The sequence below is a fragment of the Actinotalea solisilvae genome (assembly GCF_016464425.1).
Classification (GTDB): Bacteria; Actinomycetota; Actinomycetes; order Actinomycetales; family Cellulomonadaceae; genus Actinotalea; species Actinotalea solisilvae.
The window spans coordinates 1-20,712 of record NZ_JADDKQ010000003.1; the positions used below are offsets into that span (position 1 = coordinate 1).

The window sequence follows — 20,712 nt, forward strand, 5'->3', positions numbered from 1 at the left end:
GGCGCGGGTCCGGGTGGTGGGCGGTGGTGGCCCCCGGCGACCCCGCGGGGACCCCGCGACCTCGGCGGTGCGGGCCGGTGGGTGAGCGGGGGTCGGGTGGGTGAGCGCGCGACCCGGGGCGTCAGCGGGCGCGGTGCGCCTGGTAGTACTCGATGAGCGCGCGGGTCGACGCGTCCTGCGCGGCGAGGGCGTCGGTGTCGCCGCCGACCGCCGGCGCGATCTGGTTCGCGAGGACCTTGCCGAGCTCGACGCCCCACTGGTCGAACGAGTCGATGCCCCACACGACGCCCTGGACGAACGTGATGTGCTCGTAGAGCGCGATGAGCTGCCCGAGCACCGAGGGCGTCAGCGCGGGGGCCATGATCGACGTCGTCGGCCGGTTGCCCGGGAAGACCCGCGCCGGGACGATCGCCTCCGCCGTGCCCTCGGCACGCACCTCGTCGGCCGTCTTGCCGAACGCGAGCGCCTTGGTCTGCGCGAAGAAGTTCGCGAGGAACAGCTCGTGGACGTCGACGTCGCCCGCGTCCGCGTCGCGCAGCGAGTGCGCAGGCGTCGCGACCGCGATGAAGTCGGCCGGGACCAGCCGCGTGCCCTGGTGGATGAGCTGGTAGAACGCGTGCTGGCCGTTGGTCCCGGGCTCGCCCCAGAAGACCTCGCCCGTGTCGGTCGTCACCGGCGTGCCGTCCCAGCGCACGCTCTTGCCGTTGGACTCCATGGTCAGCTGCTGCAGGTACGCGGGGAACCGGTGCAGGTGCTGGGCGTAGGGCAGGACGGCGTGCGTGTGCGCGTCGAGGAAGTTGACGTACCAGACGTTGAGCAGGCCCATGAGGACCGGCACGTTGCTCGCGAACGGCTCCGACCGCAGGTGCTCGTCGACGGCGTGGAAGCCCGCGAGGAGGTCGCGGAACGCGTCCGGGCCGATCGCGACGGCGAGCGACGTGCCGATCGCGGAGTCGAGCGAGTAGCGGCCGCCGACCCAGTCCCAGAACCCGAACGCGTTGGCCGGGTCGATGCCGAACGCCGCGACCTTGTCGAGGGCGGTCGAGACCGCCACGAAGTGCTTCGCGACGGCGCCCGAGCGCGCCTCGTCGGTGTCCTCGATCGCGCCGGCCGCGGCGAGCTCGCGCCACATCCAGGCGCGTGCCAGGCGTGCGTTGGTGAGCGTCTCGAGCGTGCCGAACGTCTTCGAGGCGACGACGAACAGCGTCGTCGTCGGGTCGAGCCCCGCCAGCGTCTCGGCGACGTCCGTCGGGTCGATGTTGGACACGAAGCGCAGCTCGATGCCCTCGGCGACGTACGGCTGGAGCGCCTCGTACGCCATGACCGGCCCGAGGTCCGAGCCGCCGATGCCGATGTTGACGACGGTGCGGATCCGCTCGCCCGTGACGCCTGTCCACTCCCCCGAGCGGACGCGGTCGGCGAACGCGAACACCTTCTCGAGCTCGGCCTGGACGTCCGCGTCGACGTCCTGGCCGTCGACGGTGAGCGTGGGCGTCGCGCCGCGCGGCCGCCGCAGCGCGGTGTGGAGCACCGCGCGGTCCTCGGTGACGTTGATGTGCTCGCCCGAGAGCATCGCCTCGACGCGGCCGGCGAGACCGACCTCCTCGGCGAGCCGCACGAGGAGGGCGAGCGTCTCGTCCGTCACGAGGTTCTTCGACAGGTCCACGTGCAGGTCCCCGACGCCGAACGAGAGCCTGCGGGCGCGGTCCGGGTCCTGCGCGAACCAGGCCCGCAGGTCCGGCGTCGTCGCGTCCCGGTGCGTTGCCAGAGCGGCCCAGGCGCTCGTCGTCGTGGGGTCGATCGGTGCCGTGGTCACGCTGGTCCTCCTGCGGGCTGGGGTGTCGTCCCCACCGTAGTGAGGGTGGCGCGGCACTGACACCGGACCATCAGCCCGTGGCACGATGCCGCGCGTGGAGCTGCGACCGATGACCGTCGAGGACTGGCCCGCCGTCGCGGCGGTGTACGCGGAGGGCATCGCGGGTGGTCAGGCCACGTTCGAGTCCGCGGTCCCGACGTGGGACGCGTGGGACGCGGCGCACACGCCGGACCACCGCCTGGTCGCGACCGACCTGGCTGGACCCGCCGGCCCGGGCGGCCCTGCCGCTGCCGCGGGACCTGCCACCGCCACTGCTGACCCCGTCGTCCTCGGCTGGGCCGCGTGCTCACCCGTGAGCAGCCGCTGCGTCTACGCGGGCGTGCTCGAGGTGAGCGTCTACGTCGCGGGAGCCGCGCAGGGCCGCGGCGTCGGGTCGGCGCTGCTCGGGGCGCTCGTCACGTCGACCGAGGCCGCAGGCGTGTGGACCCTCACGGCGGGCATCTTCCCCGGCAACGCCGCGAGCCTCGCGCTCCACGCGCGCCACGGCTTCCGGACCGTCGGGGTCAACGAGCGCCTCGGCCGCACCGCGGCGGGCGAGTGGCGCGACGTCGTCCGCCTCGAGCGGCGCAGCGCGGTCGTCGGCGTCTGAGCCGGCCGCAGCACCGGCACCCGCTGGTGGCGGGGCCGCGGTCGCCCGGCGTCCGGGACCGCGGCGCCCGGAGGCGCCGAGCGCGTCGCCTGCCTACCGTGGCCGGGTGAGCGGTGACGTCCGGATCGGGATCTCGGGGTGGCGGTACGCGCCCTGGCGCGGCGTGTTCTACCCGCGCGGGCTCCCCCAGCGCCTCGAGCTCGCGCACGCCTCGAGCCTGCTGGGCAGCATCGAGCTCAACGGCTCGTTCTACTCGCTCCAGCGCCCCGAGAGCTACCGCCAGTGGTACGACGCGACGCCGCCCGGATTCCTCTTCGCCGTCAAGGGCGGCCGCTTCATCACGCACATGGTCAAGCTGCGGGAGCCCGAGCAGCCGCTCGCCAACTTCTTCGCCTCGGGCGTGCTGGCGCTCGGTGACAAGCTCGGCCCGGTCCTGTGGCAGCTGCCGCCGATGCTCGGCTTCGACCCGGACCGCCTCGCGGCGTTCTTCGACCTCCTCCCCCGCACGACGGCGGCCGCGGCGGCCCTCGCCGCACGCCACGACGAGCGCCTCGAGGGCCGCGCGCTCACCGCGACCGACGCGGACCGCCCCCTGCGGCACGCGCTCGAGGTGCGGCACGACACGTTCGTCACGCCCGTCTTCGTCGACCTGCTGCGCCGGCACGACGTCGGCCTGGTGGTCGCGGACACGGCCGGGAAGTGGCCGTTCCTGCTCGACGTGACGAGCGACCTCGTCTACGTCCGGCTGCACGGCGGCGAGGAGCTCTACGTCAGCGGGTACGACGACGCCGCGCTCGCGGTCTGGGCCGAGCGCATCGCCGCGTGGGCCGCGGACGGTCGCGACGTCGTCGTCTACTTCGACAACGACGTCAAGGTGCATGCGCCGTTCGACGCCCTGCGGCTCGCCCAGCTGCTCGGCGTGGGGCCGGGACGCACGCAGGTCGACCTGGACCTGGGCCGCGTCGCGCTGCCGCGGCCCGGGGCCCCGGGCGCGGACGCCGGCGAGGCGCCGCGCGAGACCTGGCCGACGGCGGGCTGAGGGCCTCAGCCCCGAGGGCGTGCCCGACCGGCGCGTCCGGCGCCGGCGCCCACGAGCCCCTCCGCGAGCGCGGCGACGCGCGCCGCCTCCGCCCCGAGGTCCTCGCGCGCGACGACGCCGTCGGGCACCGTGGCCACGACCTCTCCGCGCGCGAGCGTCCACGTGCCGACGACGACGCCGCCCGCCACCACGAGGTGCGCGCCCCGGCTCACGTCCTGCCGCAGGTCCGGCGGCACGACCCGCACGTCCGCCGTGCCCGGGCCGAGCACCCACGGGTCGTACTTCGGGAGCAGCCGGACGACCGGGTGCGCGCGGGCCGCGGCGAACGCGTCGACGTCGTCGCGGTGCACGAGCCGCGGCTCGCCGTCGACCTCGACGGTCAGGAGCCGGTCGCCGAGGGCGTCGACCCAGCCGGGCACCAGCGCCCGGCGCACGCCGAGGCCCTCCACGAGCCAGTACCGCAGGTTGTCGGGTGACGCGGGACCGTACGCGCGGACGTACGCCTCGACGGCGCGCGGGCCGGCGTCGTCGAGCGTGGGCAGGCCGGGCCACGCGGGGTTCCCCTCGAGGCTCTGCAGGGTCAGCTGCCCGTCGCGCGACGGCGCGATGCTGAGGTCGCCCTGCCAGGCGAGCGGCTTGAGGAACGTCACCGCCGGGTCGGTGAACGCCGGCCCGAGGTGCGCGAAGCGCGGGGACGCCGTGATCGCGGAGGCGAGCTCGGTGCGCGTGAGCGGCCCACCGGCGAGCGCCTCGCGCACCGCCGCGCGCAGGGCGGGCCAGGCGGAAGGCTCGAGCCGGTAGAAGCTCCGCCAGCTCGGGCGCTCCCACATGCGGCTCGACGCACGCAGCGCGAGGTGCGTCGCCGCCGACGCCGGGGTCATGAGGTGCACCGCGCCCCGGAACGCGAAGGTCCGCACGAGCGTGCCCTCCGCGACCGCGCGGCCGACGTCGCCCGGCTCGGAGGCGCGTCGGCGCAGCCGGAGGCCGAGCTCGGCGACCGCCGGGTCGAGCTGGGCGGCCACGGCGACCAGGTCGCCCACGACCTCCGCGACCGACGCCGGCCCGACGGGGTCGAGGTGGTGGCGGGCGAGCCGCCAGGTCAGCGCGTCGGACCACGTCGACGTGAGCACGCCCGAGGGTACCGCCGGCGCTCGCGGCGTCGCTGTCGGGCGACCGCCGACGTCCGCTGTCGGCGCGCCGGACGCCGCCTTGTGGACGCTCGTACGTACCTGTCCTACGCTCGGCCGCATGAGCGACGAGACGCCCGACCACTTCGCCGGCGACCCGCGGACGAACACCGAGCGGATGCTCGCGGGCGACCTCTACATCGCGGACGACCCGGCGATCCTCGAGGCGCAGACGCTCGCGGTCCGTCGCGCGGCCGCGTTCCGTGACGCATACGACCGGGACCCCCAGGCCGCGCAGGAGCAGGCGCGCGAGCTCTTCGGGGAGCTCGACCCGACGGCGTTCGTGCGCGCTCCCGTCCACGTGGACTACGGCACCCGGATCACGGTCGGTCCGCGCACCTTCGTCAACATGGGCCTCACCGCCCTCGACGTGGCCGAGATCCGCATCGGCGCGGACTGCCAGATCGGTCCGCACGTCCAGCTCCTCACCCCGACGCACCCGGTCGAGCCGCGGCCGCGGCGCGACAAGCTCGAGGCGGCGCGGCCCATCACGATCGAGGACAACGTGTGGCTGGGCGGCGGCGTCGTCGTGTGCCCCGGCGTGACGATCGGCGAGAACAGCGTCGTCGGGGCCGGCGCCGTGGTGACGCGCGACATCCCGCCGAACAGCGTCGCCGTGGGCAACCCCGCCCGCGTCGTGCGCAGCATCTGAGGGCGGTGACGTGCGACCCCGCAGGACGGACCCCGGCCGCCGCGACCGGATCATCGACGTCGCGCTCGAGCTCATCGCCGAGGTGGGGGTAGCGGGCGTCTCCCACCGCCGGATCGCCGAGCGCGCCGACGTCCCCCTGGGATCGATGACCTACCACTTCGCCGGCATGGACGAGGTCCTCCGCGAGGCGTTCACGCGGTTCGCGGACCGGGTCGCGGCCTCCTTCGAGGCGCACCTCAGCGCCGCGGCGGACGGCGAGCAGGCCGTGACGGCCGTCGTCGACCTCATCCACGAGCTCTCCGACCGCGCGGGCGGGCGCGACCAGGTGCTCACCTACGAGCTCTACACGCTCGCCGCGCGCGACCCGCGCTACCGCGCGATCACGACCGCCTGGATGGCGCGCAGCCGGCACGAGCTCGAGCGGCACTTCGACCCGACGGTCACGCGCCAGCTCGACGCCCTCATCGAAGGGCTCGCGCTGCACCGGGCGCTCGACGACGACCCGTTCGACCGCACCCTCACCGAGCAGGCCGTGCGCAAGGTGGTCGGCCCGGTGCCGACGCCACGCCCTGGCGGTGGTCGGCGGTGAGCGGCGCGCTCGGACGCCTCCGCCTGCCGCCCGAGGAGCCCGAGGCCGGTCCGTGGTCCGCCGTCCGGGTCGAGGAGCTGGCCCGGCGACTGCTCGCCGGGTCCGAGCACGCGCCCGGTCGCCCCTGGGTCGTCGCCGTCGACGGCCGCGGCGGCGCGGGCAAGTCCACGCTCGCCGCGCGCCTGCTGCCCCACCTCGCCCCGGCCGCCGTCGTGGGCACCGACGACGTCGCCTGGCACGAGCCGTTCTTCGCGTGGGGCCACCTTCTTGCGGAGCACGTCCTCGGGCCGCTCCACGCAGGGGCCGGCGTCGCGTACGCGCCGGCGGCGTGGGCGGCGCACGGGCGTGCGGGCGCGATCGAGGTCCCCGCCGGGCTGCGGGCCGTCGTCGTCGAGGGCACGGGCGCGAACCAGCGTGCCTTCGCCCACCTCGTCGACCGGACCGTGTGGGTCCAGACCGACCACGCGCTGGCCGAGGAGCGCGGCATCGCGCGTGACGTGGAGCAGGGCGTCAACGGCGACGCCGAGGAGTCGCGGCGGTTCTGGCACGAGTGGATGGCGCACGAGCTGCCCTTCTTCGCCCGGGAGCGGCCATGGCAGCGCGCCGACCTCGTCGTCGCGGGAACGCCCGTCGTCGCGCTGGGGCCGGACGAGCTGGCGTGCGCACCGGGTCCGCTCGGGCCGGACGAGCGGGCGTGGCCGCCGGGTCCGCACGGCCCCGACGAGGGTCTTCGCAGCGAGCCGCCGGTCCGGTAGACAAGGACCGAGGAGCGGAGGCGAGCGATGGCGCACGCGACCGACGGGCGAGCGAGCGACGTGCCCGCGACGAACGGGCCGACCCCGAGCGGCCGAGCAACCACCGGGCCGCCGACCAGCGCCCACGTGCCCAGCGGGCCCACGGCCGGCGAGGCACAGACCAGCGCGCACATGCCCAGCGGGCCCACGACGGGCGCTCACCCGGCCAGCGGGCCCGCGACCGGCGCTCACGTGGCCAGCGAGCCCACGGCGCCCGCGCACCTGGCCAGCGAGCCCACCACTAGCGCGCGCGGAACCAGCGGGCTCGCGACCGGCGCGTACGCGCCGCGCGCTCCGGCGGTCGCCGTCGGGTCGAGCCCGCGACGCGTCGCGCTGCTGCGGGCGGTGGGCGTGCTGGCCACGGCGGTGGTCGCCGTCGTGCTCGTCGTCGGCTGGTGGGAGGACTCGGGCACCGGCACCCTGCTCGTCGTCGGGGTGCCCCTCGCCGCGGCAGCCCTCGTCGTGCTCGCCGGCGGTGGTCGCGCCGCCAACGCCGTCACGTGGCTCGCAGCGGTCGTCGTCATCGGCTGGGCGCTGGTGACGGGCCTCGGCGCGGGGTTCTGGTTCATCGTGCCCGGCGCGCTGCTCCTCACCGCCGCCGTCGACGGCGCCGGGATCTCCCCGGCGGATCGCGCGCGGCCGTAGGCCGGACGCCGGCCCTCGCCCCCAGGCACGGCACCGGTACGGCACCGGTACGGCGCCGGCAGGGCACGGCACCGCACGGCACCGGGCCGCAGAGCAGCGCCCGCGAGCAGACACGGGTCGCTAGAAGGGCGGCTCGTCGTGCTCGGTGTCGGGTGGTCGCGGGTCGCGTGTGGGCGTGTGCGCGTCGGGTGGGTCGTCGGTCCATGCGGGGCCGGGGTCGTCGGGGGGTGGCGGGTCGGGGTCGGGCCAGGCGGGTGGCCGGTCGTAGGCGTGGCCGGTCGGTGAGGTCCACACGGTGGTCCCGTCCGGGGATCGGGCGGGGGTCCAGCCGGCGTGGGTCTTGGCGCGGTGGTGGTGGCGGCACAGGGCCTGCAGGTTGTCCAGGCGCGTCTGGTCCACGCCCGCACCCGCAGCGCCGGCCGCGCCGGCAGCACCCGGGGGGCTCGCGGGCCCGGACGTGCTCGCGGGGTCCGTCGCGCTGGCGGGGTCCGTGGCGCTGGCGGGGTCTGTGGCGCTGGTGGGGTCTGTGGCGGCTGCGTGCTGGTCGTAGGGCTGGAGGTGGTCGATGTCGCAGCGGGTGGCCGGGACGCGGCAGCCGGGGAAGGTGCAGGTGCGGTCGCGGGCGGTCACCGCGTCGCGCAGGGGTTGGGTCGGGGCGTAGCGGCGGGTCGAGCGGGCCAGGGGCTCACCGGTGGCCGCGTCGACCAGCAGCGGCTCCCACGTCGAGCGCGCGGCCAGGCGCCGCACCAGGTTCGAGGGGATCACCCCGTACCCGTCCAGCACGCCGGGCTGGTCCTCCAGGCCCAGGACCGTCGCGGCGGTCGCGGTCACCGTCAGGTGCGGCGCCCGACCCTGCACCGTGCGCAGCGGACGCCCGTCGGGGTGCACCCCGGCGTCCCACCACCGCGTGGCCAGGTCCACCAGGGCGTCGGCGCGGCGCTGATCCAAGGTCCGGGCATCGAAGCGGTCCCGCTCCTCCGGCGAGACGTCCCGCGCCAGCGCGGTCAGCGTGGCCTGGACCGCGACCGCGTCCACCGCGGGCAGGTACGCCGACAACCACGCCATCGCGTCCGCCGCCGGCACGAGCTCCACCCGCCGCTGGTCGCACGCCCGCCGGTGACGCACCACCGCACCATCGGGGTCCCGCAACAGCTCCATCCGCCGCAACCGCTGCCGCAGCTGCGGCGCCGTGCATCCCACGGCCTGCGGCAGCACCGCGGCCGCGACCTCGACCGCCACGTGCTCGGGGACCCGGGCCAGCTCATCGACCAGCACCGTCGCCCGCCGCACATCCAGACGACCCTCAGCCAGGGCATCGGCGACCACCGGGACCCGGTCCAGGCCGATCGCCAACCCCACCTTCCCCTCGGCCACCGCACGCGTCACCCCCAACCGCGCCGCGACCTCGTCGCCCACGAACTCCGCCCGCTCCCCCACCCGCCGCCGACCCAGCTCGGCCAGCGCCGCCGCCTGACCCGCCACCGCCCACGAGACGACCCGCTCCCACCCCGCGACCAGCTCCACCAGCGCCGCGTCATCGACATCCGCCGGCTCACAGCCCGCCAGCACTTCCACCAGCCCCACACCCGGCACCATCGCGTCCAACGCCGCCGCCAACGGATGACGCTCCGCCCAGGAGAGCGGGACGCCGTCCGCTCCGCGGATCGCTGCGTCACCGTCGGGCGCCGCGGCCGCGTCGGCGCGCGCCCGCGCCACCGGCGCCTCGACCACGGAACTCGACATACCGGACACGCTAGAACCGACCACTGACACGACCTGCGCCCGGGTCGAGGCGCGCACCTCTGCGACTCCCGAGCCGCCCGCGAGCACCAGGCCCGACCACCGCGGGCGCCTCTCGCTCCGGCCCGCCCTGCCGGTCGCGCGGGGATCGCCCGGGCGAGTCCGTCAGGCACCACCCAGACCCCAGCGCCCCCGCCGACAGTCGCCCCGGCGCACCGCCCCCGCTCCGCCGCGGCCCCCGTCAGCGCGCCGTCCACCCTCCGTCCACGAGCAGCGTGTGCCCGGTGACGAGCCCGGCCGCGGGCGAGACCAGGTAGAGCACGGCGCCCGCGACGTCCATCGGCTCGCCGATGCGGTGCAGCGCCGCGATCCGCTCGACGACGTCGGCCTCGAACGCCGGGTCGGCGAGCGCTGGCGCGGTGCCGTCCGTGCGGATGAAGGTCGGGGCCACGTTGTTCACGGTGATCCCGTACGCGCCCCACTCGACCGCGAGGCATCGCGTGAGGTGCGCGACGGCAGCCTTGGTCATGCAGTAGACGGTCTCGCCCGGCAGCGCGACCTCGCCGGCCTGGGACCCGACCATGACGATCCGCCCGCCGCCCTGCTCGCGCATGACCCGCGCCGCCTCCTGCGCCGCGAAGAACGTGCCGCGGACGTTGAGCGCGACGGTCGCGTCGAAAAGGTCCTCGGTGACGTCGATCGCCATCGACCCGGGCGCGATGCCCGCGTTGTTCACGAGGACGTCGAGCCGTCCGAGCTCCTCGGCCGCCCGCCGGACGGCGGCGCGCACCTGGCCGACGTCGGCGACGTCCATCTGCAGCGGCAGCGCGCGCCGGCCGAGCGCCTCGACCTCGGCCGCGACGCCACCGTCGGCGTCGAGGTCCCGCAGGCCGAGCGCGACGTCGGCGCCCGCGTGCGCCAGGGCGAGCGCGATCGCCCGGCCGAGCCCGCGCGCGGCACCCGTGACGAGGGCCACCTGGCCCTCGACGTCGAAGCGGGGGAAGTCCATGGCGTGCTCCTGTCGGTCCGCGGACGGGTCGGCGCCATCCTCGCGCGGGCCGGGCGCCGCGGCGCTGCGCCGCACCGCTCAGGTCGGCCGGGGGCCGGCCGATGGGAGCACGACCCACCGGACGGAGGCCACGTGGACGGCATCGCCGCGATCGAGCAGCGCATGGCGACGATCCAGCGCACGCTCGCGCTCCTGACGCCGCGCACGACGTCGACCACGGCGCCGGCAGCGTCGCCCGCCCCGGTCACCGGCACGACGTCGGCGTTCGCGGCGACCCTGGCCGCCGAGGTCCGCAGCGCGGGGGCCGTGCCCGCGGTCGCGGGGTTCACGACGGAGCAGGTCGCCAACGCCGCGGCGGTCGTCGAGGCGGGACGCGGCATGGGGCTGTCGCTCCGCGACCAGGCGATCGGTGTCATGACGGCGATCGGCGAGTCCTCGCTGCGCGTCCTCGACCACGGCGACACCGCCGGCCCCGACAGCCGCGGCCTCTTCCAGCAGCGCGACAACGGCGCCTGGGGCACGCTCGCCGAGCGCATGGACCCGACGGCGAGCGCGCAGAGCTTCTTCCGCGCCCTCCAGCGCGTCGACGGGCGCGCCGCGATGGCCCCGACGCAGGTGGCGCACGCGGTGCAGCGCAACGCGGACCCCGACCACTACACCCGCTCGTGGGACGACGCCGTCCGCCTCGTCGCCCGGATCGCGGGCGTCACCGAGGCGCAGGTCGCCGCGGGCTGACCCGCCCTGCGGCGCGCGCCGTTCCCGTCACGAGGGGCGCCACCCCATGTGGACCGGACCCGCACCGGCCCACCCTCACCCGCCGAGGCGCCGCACCGCCTCGACGAGGACCTCCTCACGCTTGACGAAGGTGAACCGCACCCGCGACCGCAGCGCGTCGGCCGTCGGCGACCCCTCGCGGCAGAACGCCGTGACCGGCACCGCGACGACACCCACCTCGTGCGGCAGGCGACGGCACGTCTCGACGCCGTCCTCGCCCCACCGTGCGGCGCCGTCGGCCACCACGAAGTACGTCCCGCGGGGCACGACGACGTCGAACCCGGCCGCGACCAGGCCCTCGCACAGCAGGTCCCGGCGCCGCGCGAGCGACCGCGCGAGGTCCCGCACGTAGTCCTGCGTCCGACCGTCCCGGTCGGCGAGCGCGAGCGCGACCGCAGGCTGGAAGGGGGCGCCCGAGACGTAGGTGAGGAACTGCTTCACGGTGCGGACGGCCGCGACGAGGGCGGCAGGCCCGCTCACCCAGCCGATCTTCCAGCCCGTGAACGAGAGCGTCTTGCCCGCCGACGAGATGGTCAGGGTCCGCTCCGCCATGCCGGGCAGCGTCGCGAGCGGGACGTGCCGGGTGCCGTCGAACGTCAGGTGCTCGTAGACCTCGTCGGTCACGACGAGGGCGTCGTGCTCGCGCGCGAGCCGCGCGACCGCCTCGAGGTCGGCCCGCTCGAGCACCGTGCCGGTCGGGTTGTGCGGCGAGTTGAGCAGCACGAGGCGGGTCCGCGGCGAGAAGGCCGCGGCGAGCTCGGCCGGGTCGAGGCGGAAGCCGTCGGGCCCGGCGCGCAGCGGGACGGGCACGTGCGTCGCCCCCGCCATCGCGACGACCGCCGGGTACGAGTCGTAGTACGGCTCGAGCGTGACGACCTCGTCCCCCGGACCCGCCAGCGCCAGCACGGCAGCGGCGATCGCCTCGGTCGCGCCGGCCGTGACGAGCACCTCCGTCGCCGGGTCCAGGCGCACGCCGTAGTGCCGCTCCTGGTGCGCCGCGACCGCCTCGCGCAGCTCGGGGATCCCCGGGCCGGGCGGGTACTGGTTGCGGCCCGCACGGATGGCTGCGACCGCCGCGTCGGCCACGAAGGTGGGGCCGTCGACGTCGGGAAAGCCCTGGCCGAGGTTGATCGCGCCGGTCGCGTCGGCGAGCGCCGACATCTCGGCGAAGACCGTGGGCCGGACGACGCCGTCGGCACCCACGAGCCCCGCCGCGCGCGCGACGTCGTGCCAGCGTCCGGACGGGGCGGCGGTCATGCGGACCAGCCTAGGAGGACGACGCCGTCGGGCGAGGCCGACGGGTCGGGCGACCCGGACGCGCCGGCCGCCACCGCTCGGGGCGCGCGGGCCGCTTGCTCAGTGGGCGAGCGCCGCCTGGTCGGCGGGCACGGCGGCGTCGCCGGCGCGCCGGTCCGCGCCCATCTCGACCCAGCCGCCGCGGCGGAACGCGGGGGTCCCCACCGCGAGCACGACGAGCGCCACGACCATGCTGAGGAGCATGACCCCGGTCATCGCGACCGCGTCCCCGCCCAGCACGCCCACGAGCGGGCTCACCGCGCCGCCCAGGCCCGCCTGGAGGAAGCCGATCGTCGCGGCCGCGGTGCCCGCGCGCTCGCCGTGGCGGCTCAGCGCGAGCGCCGACGCGTTGGACATGACGAAGCCGAGGAGCGCCGTCGTGAACCACAGCGCGACCACGAGGCCGACGATGCCGCCGAGGTGCGTCGCCGCGACGCCCACGAGGCCCGCGGCGAAGAGCGTCGTCGCGGGCAGCCCGAGCCGCAGCAGGCGGGCCGGGCCGACCCGGTGCACGAGCGCCGCGTTGACCTGCGAGCCCGTGACCATCGACGTGCCGCCGATCGCGAAGACCAGCGCGAACTGCTGCGGCGACAGGCCGTACTCGTCCTGGAGGACGAACGGCGAGCCCGCGACGTAGCTGAAGATCATCGCCATGCCCAGACCCGGCAGGACGGCGAGCGCGACGAAGCGGCCGTCGCGCAGGAGCTCGCCGTAGCCGCGCAGCGACGCACCGATCCCGGCGGACGTGCGGCGCTCGACCGGCAGGGTCTCGGGCAGGAAGCGCGCGACGACGAGCACCACGACACCCGCGACGATCGCGAGGGCGAGGAACACCGCGCGCCAGCCCCACGCCTCGGCGATGGCGCTGCCCGCGGTGGGCGCGAGCAGCGGCGCGACCGCGATGACGAGCATGAGGCGCGACATGAGCTTGGCGGCGTCGGCGCCCGTGTACCGGTCCCGGATGCACGCCATCGCGACGACGGTCGCGCCCGAGCTCACGAGGCCCTGGAGCACGCGCAGCGTCGCGAGCTGGCCGATCGTCGTCGCCACGACGCACAGGAGCGAGATGACGACGTGCAGGCTCACGCCCACGAGCACGGGCAGGCGGCGCCCGACGCGGTCGGAGAACGGCCCGACGAGGAGCTGGCCCACGGCGCCGCCGATGAGCATGCCGGTGATCGTGAACTGGGCGGCCGCGTGCGTGGTGCCGAGGTCGGCCGCGACGTCCGGCAGCGACGGGAGGTACATGTCGGTCGTGACGGCCGGAAGGAGGGTCAGCATGCCGATGAGGAGGACGAAGCCGGCGACGCGCTCGCGCGGGGTGTCGGTCGGGACGGAGGGCGTCCGGAGGCTGGGGTTCGTCACCGGGCGAGTCTAGAACGAATCGATTCGACACGACACGGGAATTGACCCGGTGGGGCACGTGTCGCTCGTCACGCAGCCCGGGACGCGGGCGGTCCGGCCGCGCTCACGGGGGACGCGGGCCGGCTCCGGACCCCGACCCGGCGCGTGTCGGACGCCCCGGGCATGCTGGACCCATGTGCGGACGCTACGCCGCGTTCCGGGAGGCCCAGGACCTCGCGGACGCCTTCGACATCGACCCGGACGACGTGGCCGAGGACGCCGCGCTCCTGCCACCGTCGTGGAACGTCGCGCCCACGGACCCGGTGCGCGTGGTGGTCGAGCGCGCCCCCCGGGCGAGCGAGGGCGCGGCCGAGGGCGAGGAGCCGTCGGACGACGTCGTCCGTTCGCTCCGGCTCGCGCGCTGGGGCCTCGTCCCGGGGTGGGCCAAGGACCCGTCGGTGGGGTCGCGCATGATCAACGCACGCGTCGAGTCGCTCGTCGACAAGCCCGCGTTCCGCAAGGCCGCCGCGGCGCGCCGCTGCCTCGTGCCCGCCGAGGGCTACTTCGAGTGGCGCAAGGCGCCGGAGGGCTCGCCGGCGAAGACGCCCAAGCAGCCGTTCTGGATCCACGCCGCGGACGGCTCGCCGCTCGCCTTCGCGGGCCTCTACGAGTTCTGGCGCGACCGCTCGCTGCCCGACGACGACCCGCACCGCTGGCTCGTCACGACCACGATCATCACGGGCGGCGCGCCGACGGACGACCCGGTGCTCGCCGAGATCCACGACCGTCGGCCCGTCGTGCTGGCGCCCGAGCGGTGGGCGGCGTGGCTCGACCCGACGCGCACGGACGCGGCGGACGCCGTCGGGCTGCTCCACGACCCGGCACCCCGCCTCGTGGCGACGCCGGTCTCGACCGCCGTGAACTCGGTGCGCACCAACGGTCCTGAGCTCATCGAGCGCCTGCCCGACGCGGAGGACGAGCCCCAGCCGGGCTGAGCCTCACGCCCGGGCGCGGCGCAGGAGCACGGGGCGGACCGGGCCCAGCCCGGGGACGACCCGCTCCTCCTGCGTCGTGAGGTCGACGCCCGCGACCTGCGCGGCGACGACCTCCGCCGTCGGCTCGTCGAGCATCACCGTGCCGGGCAGCGCCTGCTCGGTGAGCCGCGCCGCGACGTTCACCGACGCACCGAAGACGTCCCCGAACCGCGAGAGCACGCGACCCCAGACGAGCCCCACGCGGACGGGCGTCGCGCTCTCGACGCCGAACGCCTCGGCGAGCCCGAGGGCGACGGCGACTCCGGTCGCGGGGTCGTCGGCGACGAAGAGCACCGCGTCGCCGATCGTCTTGACGACCCGCCCGCCCGACGCCGTCACGACGTCGCGCGCGCGCGTCTCGAAGGTCTGGACGAACTCCGCGAGGTCGTGGGCGCCGAGGCCCGCCGTGCGCGTCGTGAACGACACCATGTCGGCGAAGCCGACCGCGCGCGCCAGCGGGAGCTGGTCGCCGGTGCCCGTCGACCGCGTGCCGCCGAACTCGGCGGCGAAGCGTCCGGCGATCGCCACGACCTGGCGGCGCCACGCGTGCAGCAGCTGGCGCTCGAGCAGCGGGGCGATGTCGGCGAGCCGGTCGAGCACGGCGAGGCGCGCGCTCGTGTCGTCCAGCGCGTACCGCTCGGTCATGTGCTCGACGAGGGCCTCGACCTGCCACAGCACGAGGCGGTCGGTGGTGTGGCCGATCGACCGGACGAGCGAGACGGCGGCCTGGTCCGAGAGGCCGTAGCGGTGGCGCGCCTCGAGGAGCAGGGCGAGCACGTCGACGTCGTCCTCCGTGTAGGCGACGGCGTCCGGCGCGCCGGTCGGCAGGCCGAGGGTGTGCCAGAAGAGGCGCACCTCCTCGACGTCCGCCCCGAGCCGGTCGGCCACCTGCGCGAGGGTCAGCGTGCGCCGCCCGCCGAGCAGCTGGTCCTCGAGCCGGCGCAGGGTGGACCCGTCCTCCGGATCGGGGACTGCGTCGCTCGACTCGGGTGCCACGACGTCAGGCTAGCCGCGCCCCGCGCCCGGCCCGGGACCCTGCGCCCCCGCGGCCCGGACGTGCCGGACGTCCCCCGCGTGCACCTCGTGGCGCCGGCCGGCGGCGTCGACGACGACGAGCGCGCCGTCGTCCGCGAGGCCGGCGGCGGTCCCGGTGAGCACCCGACCGCCCGGCAGGTCCACGCTCACGGCCGCGCCGAGGGTCGCGCACACCGCCCCCACCTCCGCGCCGAGCGACGGGTCGCCGGCCCGCCACCGGTCGTCGAGCGCGAGCAGGTGCCGCACGAGCACGCCCAGCAGCGTGGTCCGGTCCACGTCGGCCCCCACGCCGCGCAGCGACGCGGCGCTCGGCACGGGCAGGTCCTCGGCGGCCTGGGCGACGTTCACCCCGACCCCGACGACGACGGCCGGCGGGCTCCCCGCGGGCGCGCCGTCGGGCACGACGACCTCCGCGAGCACGCCGGCGACCTTGCGCCAAGCGCCCCACCCCTCGAGCACGGCGCCGTCGGGGGCAGGGACGAGGACGTCGTTCGGCCACTTGACCGCCGCGCGGACGCCCGCGGTCTCGTTGACGGCCCGCACGACCGCCAGCCCCGTGAGCAGCGGCACCCAGCCGAGACGGTCGGCGCCGGCCGTCGGGCGGAGCAGCACGGAGACCGTGAGCGCCGTGCCCGGCGGCGTCTCCCACGTGCGCCCCGCGCGGCCGCGCCCGGCGGCCTGGTGGTCGGCGACGAGGACGGACCCGTCCGGCCAGGCCGCCGGGTCGGTCCGGGCGCCCGTGGCGAGGTCGGTCGAGGTCGACGCGGTGCGCGGCACGACGACGACCCGGGACGCGCCGGGCAGGGCCGCGACGACGGCGGCAGGGTCCAGGGGGGAGCTCACGGGCCCACGCTAGGGGGCCCGGACGCCGCCCGGGAGACCGCCCGAGCGACAGCCCGGGGACGACGCCGTTGTCGGGACCCGCACACGCGGGGGCCGCCACGCCGTCGCCACCCGCACGGGTCTCGTCGACACCCGACAACTACCCTCGGGGACGTGACCGACACGACAGCAGCCAAGCTCGAGGACCTCGCCGCGCGCACCGCGAGCGCCGCCGACGACACGGCCGCCGCCGCCAAGCAGCACCCGCGCGGCAAGAAGACCGCCCGCGAGCGCATCGCCGCGCTGCTCGACGAGGGCAGCTTCGTCGAGCTCGACGCCTTCGTCCGCCACCGCTCGACGGCCTTCGGCCTCGACGCGCGGCGCATCCCGGGCGACGGCGTCGTCACCGGGTACGGCACCGTCGACGGGCGCCAGGTCGCCGTCTACAGCCAGGACTTCACGGTGTTCGGCGGCTCGCTCGGCGAGGCGCACGGCCAGAAGATCACCAAGGTCATGGACCTCGCGCTGCGCACGGGCGTCCCCCTCGTCGGCATCCTCGACGGCGGCGGCGCGCGCATCCAGGAGGGCGTCGCGGCGCTCACCCAGTTCGCCGAGATCTTCCGCCGCAACGTCGCGGCGTCCGGCGTGATCCCCCAGGTCTCGCTCATCCTCGGCCCCAGCGCGGGCGGCGCGGTCTACTCCCCCGCCCTCACGGACTTCATCGTCATGGCCGACCAGACGTCGAACATGTTCATCACCGGCCCCGACGTCATCCGGGCCGTCACGGGCGAGGACGTCGGCTTCGAGGAGCTCGGCGGCGGCCACACGCACAACGCGCGCTCGGGCGTCGCGCACTACCTCGGCCACGACGAGGACGACGCCATCGAGTACGTCAAGGCGCTCCTCGGCTACCTGCCGTCGAACAACCTCACCGACCCCGTCGTGTGGCCGGGCGAGGAGGCGGACCTCGCGGTGACCGACGCCGACCTCGAGCTCGACACGCTCGTCCCCGACTCGGACAACCAGCCCTACGACATGCGCACCGTGGTCGAGCACGTCGTCGACCACGGCGAGCTGCTCGAGGTCCAGGCGCTGTACGCGCCCAACGTGCTCGTGGGCTTCGGCCACGTCGAGGGCCACCCCGTCGGGATCGTCGCGAACCAGCCGCTCCAGATGGCCGGCACGCTCGACATCAACGCGGCCGAGAAGGCCGCGCGGTTCGTCCGGACCTGCGACGCGTTCAACATCCCGGTCCTCACGTTCGTCGACGTCCCCGGCTTCCTGCCGGGCACCGACCAGGAGTGGAACGGGATCATCCGGCGCGGCGCCAAGCTCATCTACGCCTACGCCGAGGCCACCGTCCCGCTCGTCACCGTCATCACGCGCAAGGCCTACGGGGGCGCCTACATCGTCATGGGCTCCAAGCAGCTCGGCGCCGACGTCAACCTCGCCTGGCCGACGGCGCAGGTCGCCGTCATGGGCGCGGGCGGCGCGGTCAACATCCTCCAGCGCGGCGCGCTGAAGAAGGTCGCGGAGGCGGGCGGGGACGTCGAGGCCGAGCGCGCGCGCCTCACGGGCGAGTACGAGGACGCGCTCATCAACCCCTACGAGGCCGCGGACCGCGGCTACGTCGACGCGGTCATCGCGCCGTCGCACACGCGCACGCAGGTCGTGCGGGCGCTGCGGGCCCTGCGCACCAAGCGCGCGGCCCTGCCCGCCAAGAAGCACGGGAACATCCCGCTGTGACCCCCGACGTGCGGGTGGTCCGCGGCGAGCCCGACGACGTCGAGCTCGCCGCCCTCGTCGCCGGGCTCGCGGCGAGCGCGGCCGACGAGGACCCGGGTCCGGGGCCGACGGCCGCGTCCCGCGCGGGCGACGCCGCCCGTCGCTGGCGGGCGGCTGCGTGGCCGAGCCCGGGCCGCCTCGCGCCCGGCGCGGACGCGTGGCGCTGGAGCTCGCGGGCGTGACGGGCCCGCTCGCCGACGCGGCCGCCGGCTGCCCGTGCGGGTCCGGGCTCCGCGACGACCTGTGCTGCGGTCGTCTGCACCGCGGCGAGGCGCTCGCCGCGACGGCCGAGGAGCTCATGCGGTCGCGGTACAGCGCCTTCGTTCGCCGCGAGGCGGGCTACCTCCTCGCGACGTGGCACCCCCGGACGCGCCCGGCCGACCTCGACCTCGACGACGACGTCGCCTGGACGGGCCTCGAGGTGCTCGCGACCGAGGCGGGCGGCCCCGGCGACGCCACGGGCGTCGTGGAGTTCGTCGCCCACCACGCCGGCGGGCGCCTGCACGAGCGCAGCCGGTTCGAGCGCCGCGCCGGCCGCTGGGTCTACGTCGACGGCGAGGACCTCGACGCCGCGCGACGCCCGGCGCGCGGCTGACGCGTCGTCGTCCGGCCGTGCGCCGGATCGGGGTGGACGGCACCGCCCGGGCGGTGGCTAGGGTCGGCCCATGACGACCGAGCACACCGCCACCGGCTCCCCCACCCACCGGGAGCCCACCCCCGTCGACGCCGTCGCCGACGCCTACGTCGAGACGATCGCGCGCCTCAACCCGCTCGCGGCGACCGCCATGGGCCTGAGCGGGTACGACCACCTCATGACCGACTTCTCGCCCGCCGGCTGGCAGGCCCAGGCCGACGCGGCGCGCGCCGTCCTCGACGAGCTCGACCGGGTCGACCCCGTCGACGACGTCGACCGCGTGACGATCGCGGCGATGCGCGAGCGCATCGGGCTCGAGCTCGAGCTCTTCGACGCGGACGAGCTCCTCGGGATGCTCAACAACATCGCGTCCCCGGTCCAGGAGCTGCGCGACATCTTCGACGTCATGCCCACGTCGACCCCCGAGCACTGGGAGAACGTCGCGGCGCGGCTCGCCGCGCTGCCGACCGCCGCCGACGGCGTCGTCGCGTCGCTGCGCCTCGCCGCGTCGCGCGGGCGCGTGGCCGCCGCCCGGCAGGTCCGCGAGTGCGTGACCCAGGCCGAGGAGCTCGCCGCGGACGGCTCGTTCTTCGACACCTTCACCACGGGCGCCGCCGTCGACGCGGCGCTCGACGACTCGGCCGCGTGCCAGGCCGTCCGACGCGACCTCGCGGACGGCGCGGCGGCCGCCAAGCGGGCCTACGCGACCCTCGCCGCCTTCCTGCGCGACGAGCTGCTGCCCCAGGCCCCCGAGGAGGACGCCTTCGGGCGCGAGCGCTACGCGCTGTGGTCGCGGTACTTCCTCGGCGCGCGCGTGGACCTCGACGAGACCTACCGGTGGGGCCTCGAGGAGCTCGACCGGGTCATCGCGGAGCAGGAGGCCGTCGCCGCGCAGATCGCGGGCGAGGGCGCGAGCGTCGCGGACGCCGTGACGGTGCTCGACGAGGACCCCGCGCGCGTCCTGCACGGCAACGACGCGCTCCAGGCGTGGATGCAGGAGACGTCCGACGCCGCGGTCGCCGCGCTCAACGGCGTCCACTTCGACATCCCCGAGCCCGTGCTGCGCCTCGCGTGCCGGATCGCCCCGACCCAGAACGGCGGGATCTACTACACCGGGCCGTCCGACGACTTCACGCGCCCGGGCACGATGTGGTGGTCGGTGCCGCCGGAGGTCACGACGCACACGACGTGGCGCGAGCGGACGACCGTCTACCACGAGGGCGTCCCGGGCCACCACCTGCAGATCGGCCAGGCGGTCTACCAGCGCGCGACCCTCAACAGCTGGCGGCGCCTCGCCTGCTGGGTGAGCGGCCACGGCGAGGGCTGGGCCCTGTACGCCGAGCGCCTCATGGCGGACCTCGGCTTCCTCGACGACCCGGGCGACCGCCTCGGCATGCTCGACGGGCAGCGCATGCGTGCGGCGCGCGTCGTGCTCGACATCGGGGTGCACCTCGGCCTGCCGTGCCCCGAGCGCTGGGGCGGCGGCACGTGGGACCACGACAAGGCGTGGGAGTTCCTCAAGGCCAACGTCAACATGCCCGAGGCGTTCCTGCGGTTCGAGCTCAACCGCTACCTCGGCTGGGGCGGTCAGGCCCCGGCGTACAAGATCGGCCAGCGCCTGTGGGAGACCGCGCGCGACGAGGCCGCCCTCGCCGCGCAGGAGCGCGGCGAGCAGCACGACCTCAAGGCGTTCCACGCGCGCGCGCTCGCGCTCGGCTCGGTCGGCCTCGACGTCCTGCGCGAGGCGCTCGTCTGAGCGACGCACCCACGACCGGCCGGGGCCTGGGACGCCGCGCGCGTCCCGGGCCCTCGCCGGCCCTCGCCGTCGGCGGTCCGCCGGGCCGTGCCCCGGCCGCGCGGCTACCCTG

Annotated in this window: 20 protein-coding genes; 12 read left to right on the plus strand and 8 right to left on the minus strand. The window is 76.1% G+C overall.

All coding sequences use genetic code 11. The annotated features are described in order from the left end of the window. Positions 1-121: 121 nt before the first annotated feature. Positions 122-1,816, minus strand: coding sequence for a glucose-6-phosphate isomerase (pgi, locus tag JIG38_RS03370; protein ID WP_199422254.1), 1,695 nt, complete (start codon positions 1,814-1,816; stop codon positions 122-124). 94 nt (positions 1,817-1,910) lie between these two features. On the opposite strand from pgi, the gene JIG38_RS03375 reads away from it, so the two are divergent. Together JIG38_RS03375 and JIG38_RS03380 are read left to right on the plus strand one after the other, a co-directional pair. Next, positions 1,911-2,465 (plus strand): GNAT family N-acetyltransferase, encoded by a 555-nt coding sequence (locus JIG38_RS03375; protein WP_443592133.1) that lies wholly within the window; start codon positions 1,911-1,913, stop codon positions 2,463-2,465. Positions 2,466-2,571: 106 nt separating this feature from the next. Next, a complete protein-coding gene (locus JIG38_RS03380; RefSeq protein WP_199422258.1) occupies positions 2,572-3,504 on the plus strand; it encodes a DUF72 domain-containing protein in 933 nt (310 codons plus the stop codon). A 5-nt stretch (positions 3,505-3,509) separates the two neighbouring features. On the opposite strand, the gene JIG38_RS03385 is transcribed toward JIG38_RS03380, so the two are convergent. Continuing rightward, positions 3,510-4,634 carry a DNA glycosylase AlkZ-like family protein gene (locus JIG38_RS03385; RefSeq protein WP_307844537.1) on the minus strand — a complete coding sequence of 375 codons (1,125 nt, stop codon included), beginning with the start codon at positions 4,632-4,634 and terminating at the stop codon, positions 3,510-3,512. A 118-nt stretch (positions 4,635-4,752) separates the two neighbouring features. Here JIG38_RS03385 and JIG38_RS03390 point away from each other — a divergent pair, with 118 nt between their 5' ends. The 4 genes from JIG38_RS03390 (at position 4,753) to JIG38_RS03405 (ending at position 7,371) form a co-directional block, all read left to right on the plus strand. Beyond that, positions 4,753-5,343: a sugar O-acetyltransferase gene (locus JIG38_RS03390; RefSeq protein ID WP_199422261.1), complete on the plus strand. Its 591-nt coding sequence runs from the start codon at positions 4,753-4,755 to the stop codon at positions 5,341-5,343. Positions 5,344-5,353: 10 nt separating this feature from the next. Further along, a complete protein-coding gene (locus JIG38_RS03395) occupies positions 5,354-5,932 on the plus strand; it encodes a TetR/AcrR family transcriptional regulator (protein WP_199422263.1) in 579 nt (192 codons plus the stop codon). Further along, on the plus strand, positions 5,929-6,687 hold the full coding sequence (locus tag JIG38_RS03400; protein ID WP_199422265.1) for a uridine kinase family protein: 759 nt from the start codon (positions 5,929-5,931) through the stop codon (positions 6,685-6,687). The genes JIG38_RS03395 and JIG38_RS03400 overlap by 4 nt, the downstream gene beginning before the upstream one ends. 231 nt (positions 6,688-6,918) lie before the next feature. Next, positions 6,919-7,371, plus strand: coding sequence for a hypothetical protein (locus JIG38_RS03405; protein ID WP_199422267.1), 453 nt, complete (start codon positions 6,919-6,921; stop codon positions 7,369-7,371). Between the two features lie 120 nt (positions 7,372-7,491). Here JIG38_RS03405 and JIG38_RS03410 read toward each other — a convergent pair whose 3' ends face one another. Next, on the minus strand, positions 7,492-9,114 hold the full coding sequence (locus JIG38_RS03410) for an HNH endonuclease signature motif containing protein (RefSeq protein WP_199422269.1): 1,623 nt from the start codon (positions 9,112-9,114) through the stop codon (positions 7,492-7,494). A gap of 238 nt (positions 9,115-9,352) precedes the next feature. Continuing rightward, the gene (locus JIG38_RS03415) at positions 9,353-10,120 is read right to left on the minus strand and encodes an SDR family NAD(P)-dependent oxidoreductase (protein WP_199422271.1); all 768 of its coding nucleotides are present in this window, start codon (positions 10,118-10,120) and stop codon (positions 9,353-9,355) included. A gap of 132 nt (positions 10,121-10,252) precedes the next feature. On the opposite strand from JIG38_RS03415, the gene JIG38_RS03420 reads away from it, so the two are divergent. Next, a complete protein-coding gene (locus JIG38_RS03420; RefSeq protein WP_199422273.1) occupies positions 10,253-10,855 on the plus strand; it encodes a hypothetical protein in 603 nt (200 codons plus the stop codon). Positions 10,856-10,930: 75 nt separating this feature from the next. On the opposite strand, the gene JIG38_RS03425 is transcribed toward JIG38_RS03420, so the two are convergent. Both JIG38_RS03425 and JIG38_RS03430 read right to left on the minus strand, forming a co-directional pair. Further along, positions 10,931-12,151, minus strand: coding sequence for a pyridoxal phosphate-dependent aminotransferase (locus JIG38_RS03425; RefSeq protein WP_199422275.1), 1,221 nt, complete (start codon positions 12,149-12,151; stop codon positions 10,931-10,933). 99 nt (positions 12,152-12,250) lie between these two features. After that, positions 12,251-13,555, minus strand: a complete 1,305-nt coding sequence (locus JIG38_RS03430) for a multidrug effflux MFS transporter (RefSeq protein ID WP_307844539.1) — start codon at positions 13,553-13,555, stop codon at positions 12,251-12,253. 173 nt (positions 13,556-13,728) lie between these two features. Here JIG38_RS03430 and JIG38_RS03435 point away from each other — a divergent pair, with 173 nt between their 5' ends. Further along, a complete protein-coding gene (locus JIG38_RS03435; RefSeq protein ID WP_199422277.1) occupies positions 13,729-14,529 on the plus strand; it encodes an SOS response-associated peptidase in 801 nt (266 codons plus the stop codon). 3 nt (positions 14,530-14,532) lie between these two features. Here the strand turns inward: JIG38_RS03435 and JIG38_RS03440 are convergent, their stop codons facing one another. Both JIG38_RS03440 and JIG38_RS03445 read right to left on the minus strand, forming a co-directional pair. Further along, positions 14,533-15,564: an adenylate/guanylate cyclase domain-containing protein gene (locus tag JIG38_RS03440; protein ID WP_199422279.1), complete on the minus strand. Its 1,032-nt coding sequence runs from the start codon at positions 15,562-15,564 to the stop codon at positions 14,533-14,535. Positions 15,565-15,573: 9 nt separating this feature from the next. After that, the gene (locus tag JIG38_RS03445; RefSeq protein ID WP_199422281.1) at positions 15,574-16,446 is read right to left on the minus strand and encodes a biotin--[acetyl-CoA-carboxylase] ligase; all 873 of its coding nucleotides are present in this window, start codon (positions 16,444-16,446) and stop codon (positions 15,574-15,576) included. Between the two features lie 153 nt (positions 16,447-16,599). Between JIG38_RS03445 and JIG38_RS03450 the strand changes: the two genes are divergently transcribed. From JIG38_RS03450 to JIG38_RS03465, 4 genes are all read left to right on the plus strand, one after another. Continuing rightward, positions 16,600-18,171 carry an acyl-CoA carboxylase subunit beta gene (locus JIG38_RS03450; RefSeq protein WP_199422283.1) on the plus strand — a complete coding sequence of 524 codons (1,572 nt, stop codon included), beginning with the start codon at positions 16,600-16,602 and terminating at the stop codon, positions 18,169-18,171. Continuing rightward, entirely contained in the window at positions 18,168-18,392 is a 225-nt protein-coding gene (locus tag JIG38_RS03455) for an acyl-CoA carboxylase epsilon subunit (protein ID WP_199422285.1), read from the plus strand. Before JIG38_RS03450 ends, JIG38_RS03455 begins: the two co-directional genes overlap by 4 nt. After that, complete coding sequence (locus tag JIG38_RS03460) at positions 18,368-18,805, plus strand: YchJ family protein (protein WP_307844542.1); 438 nt, start codon at positions 18,368-18,370, stop codon at positions 18,803-18,805. The genes JIG38_RS03455 and JIG38_RS03460 overlap by 25 nt, the downstream gene beginning before the upstream one ends. A 70-nt stretch (positions 18,806-18,875) precedes the next feature. After that, on the plus strand, positions 18,876-20,600 hold the full coding sequence (locus tag JIG38_RS03465) for a DUF885 domain-containing protein (RefSeq protein ID WP_199422287.1): 1,725 nt from the start codon (positions 18,876-18,878) through the stop codon (positions 20,598-20,600). The last annotated feature ends 112 nt before the right edge of the window (positions 20,601-20,712 follow it).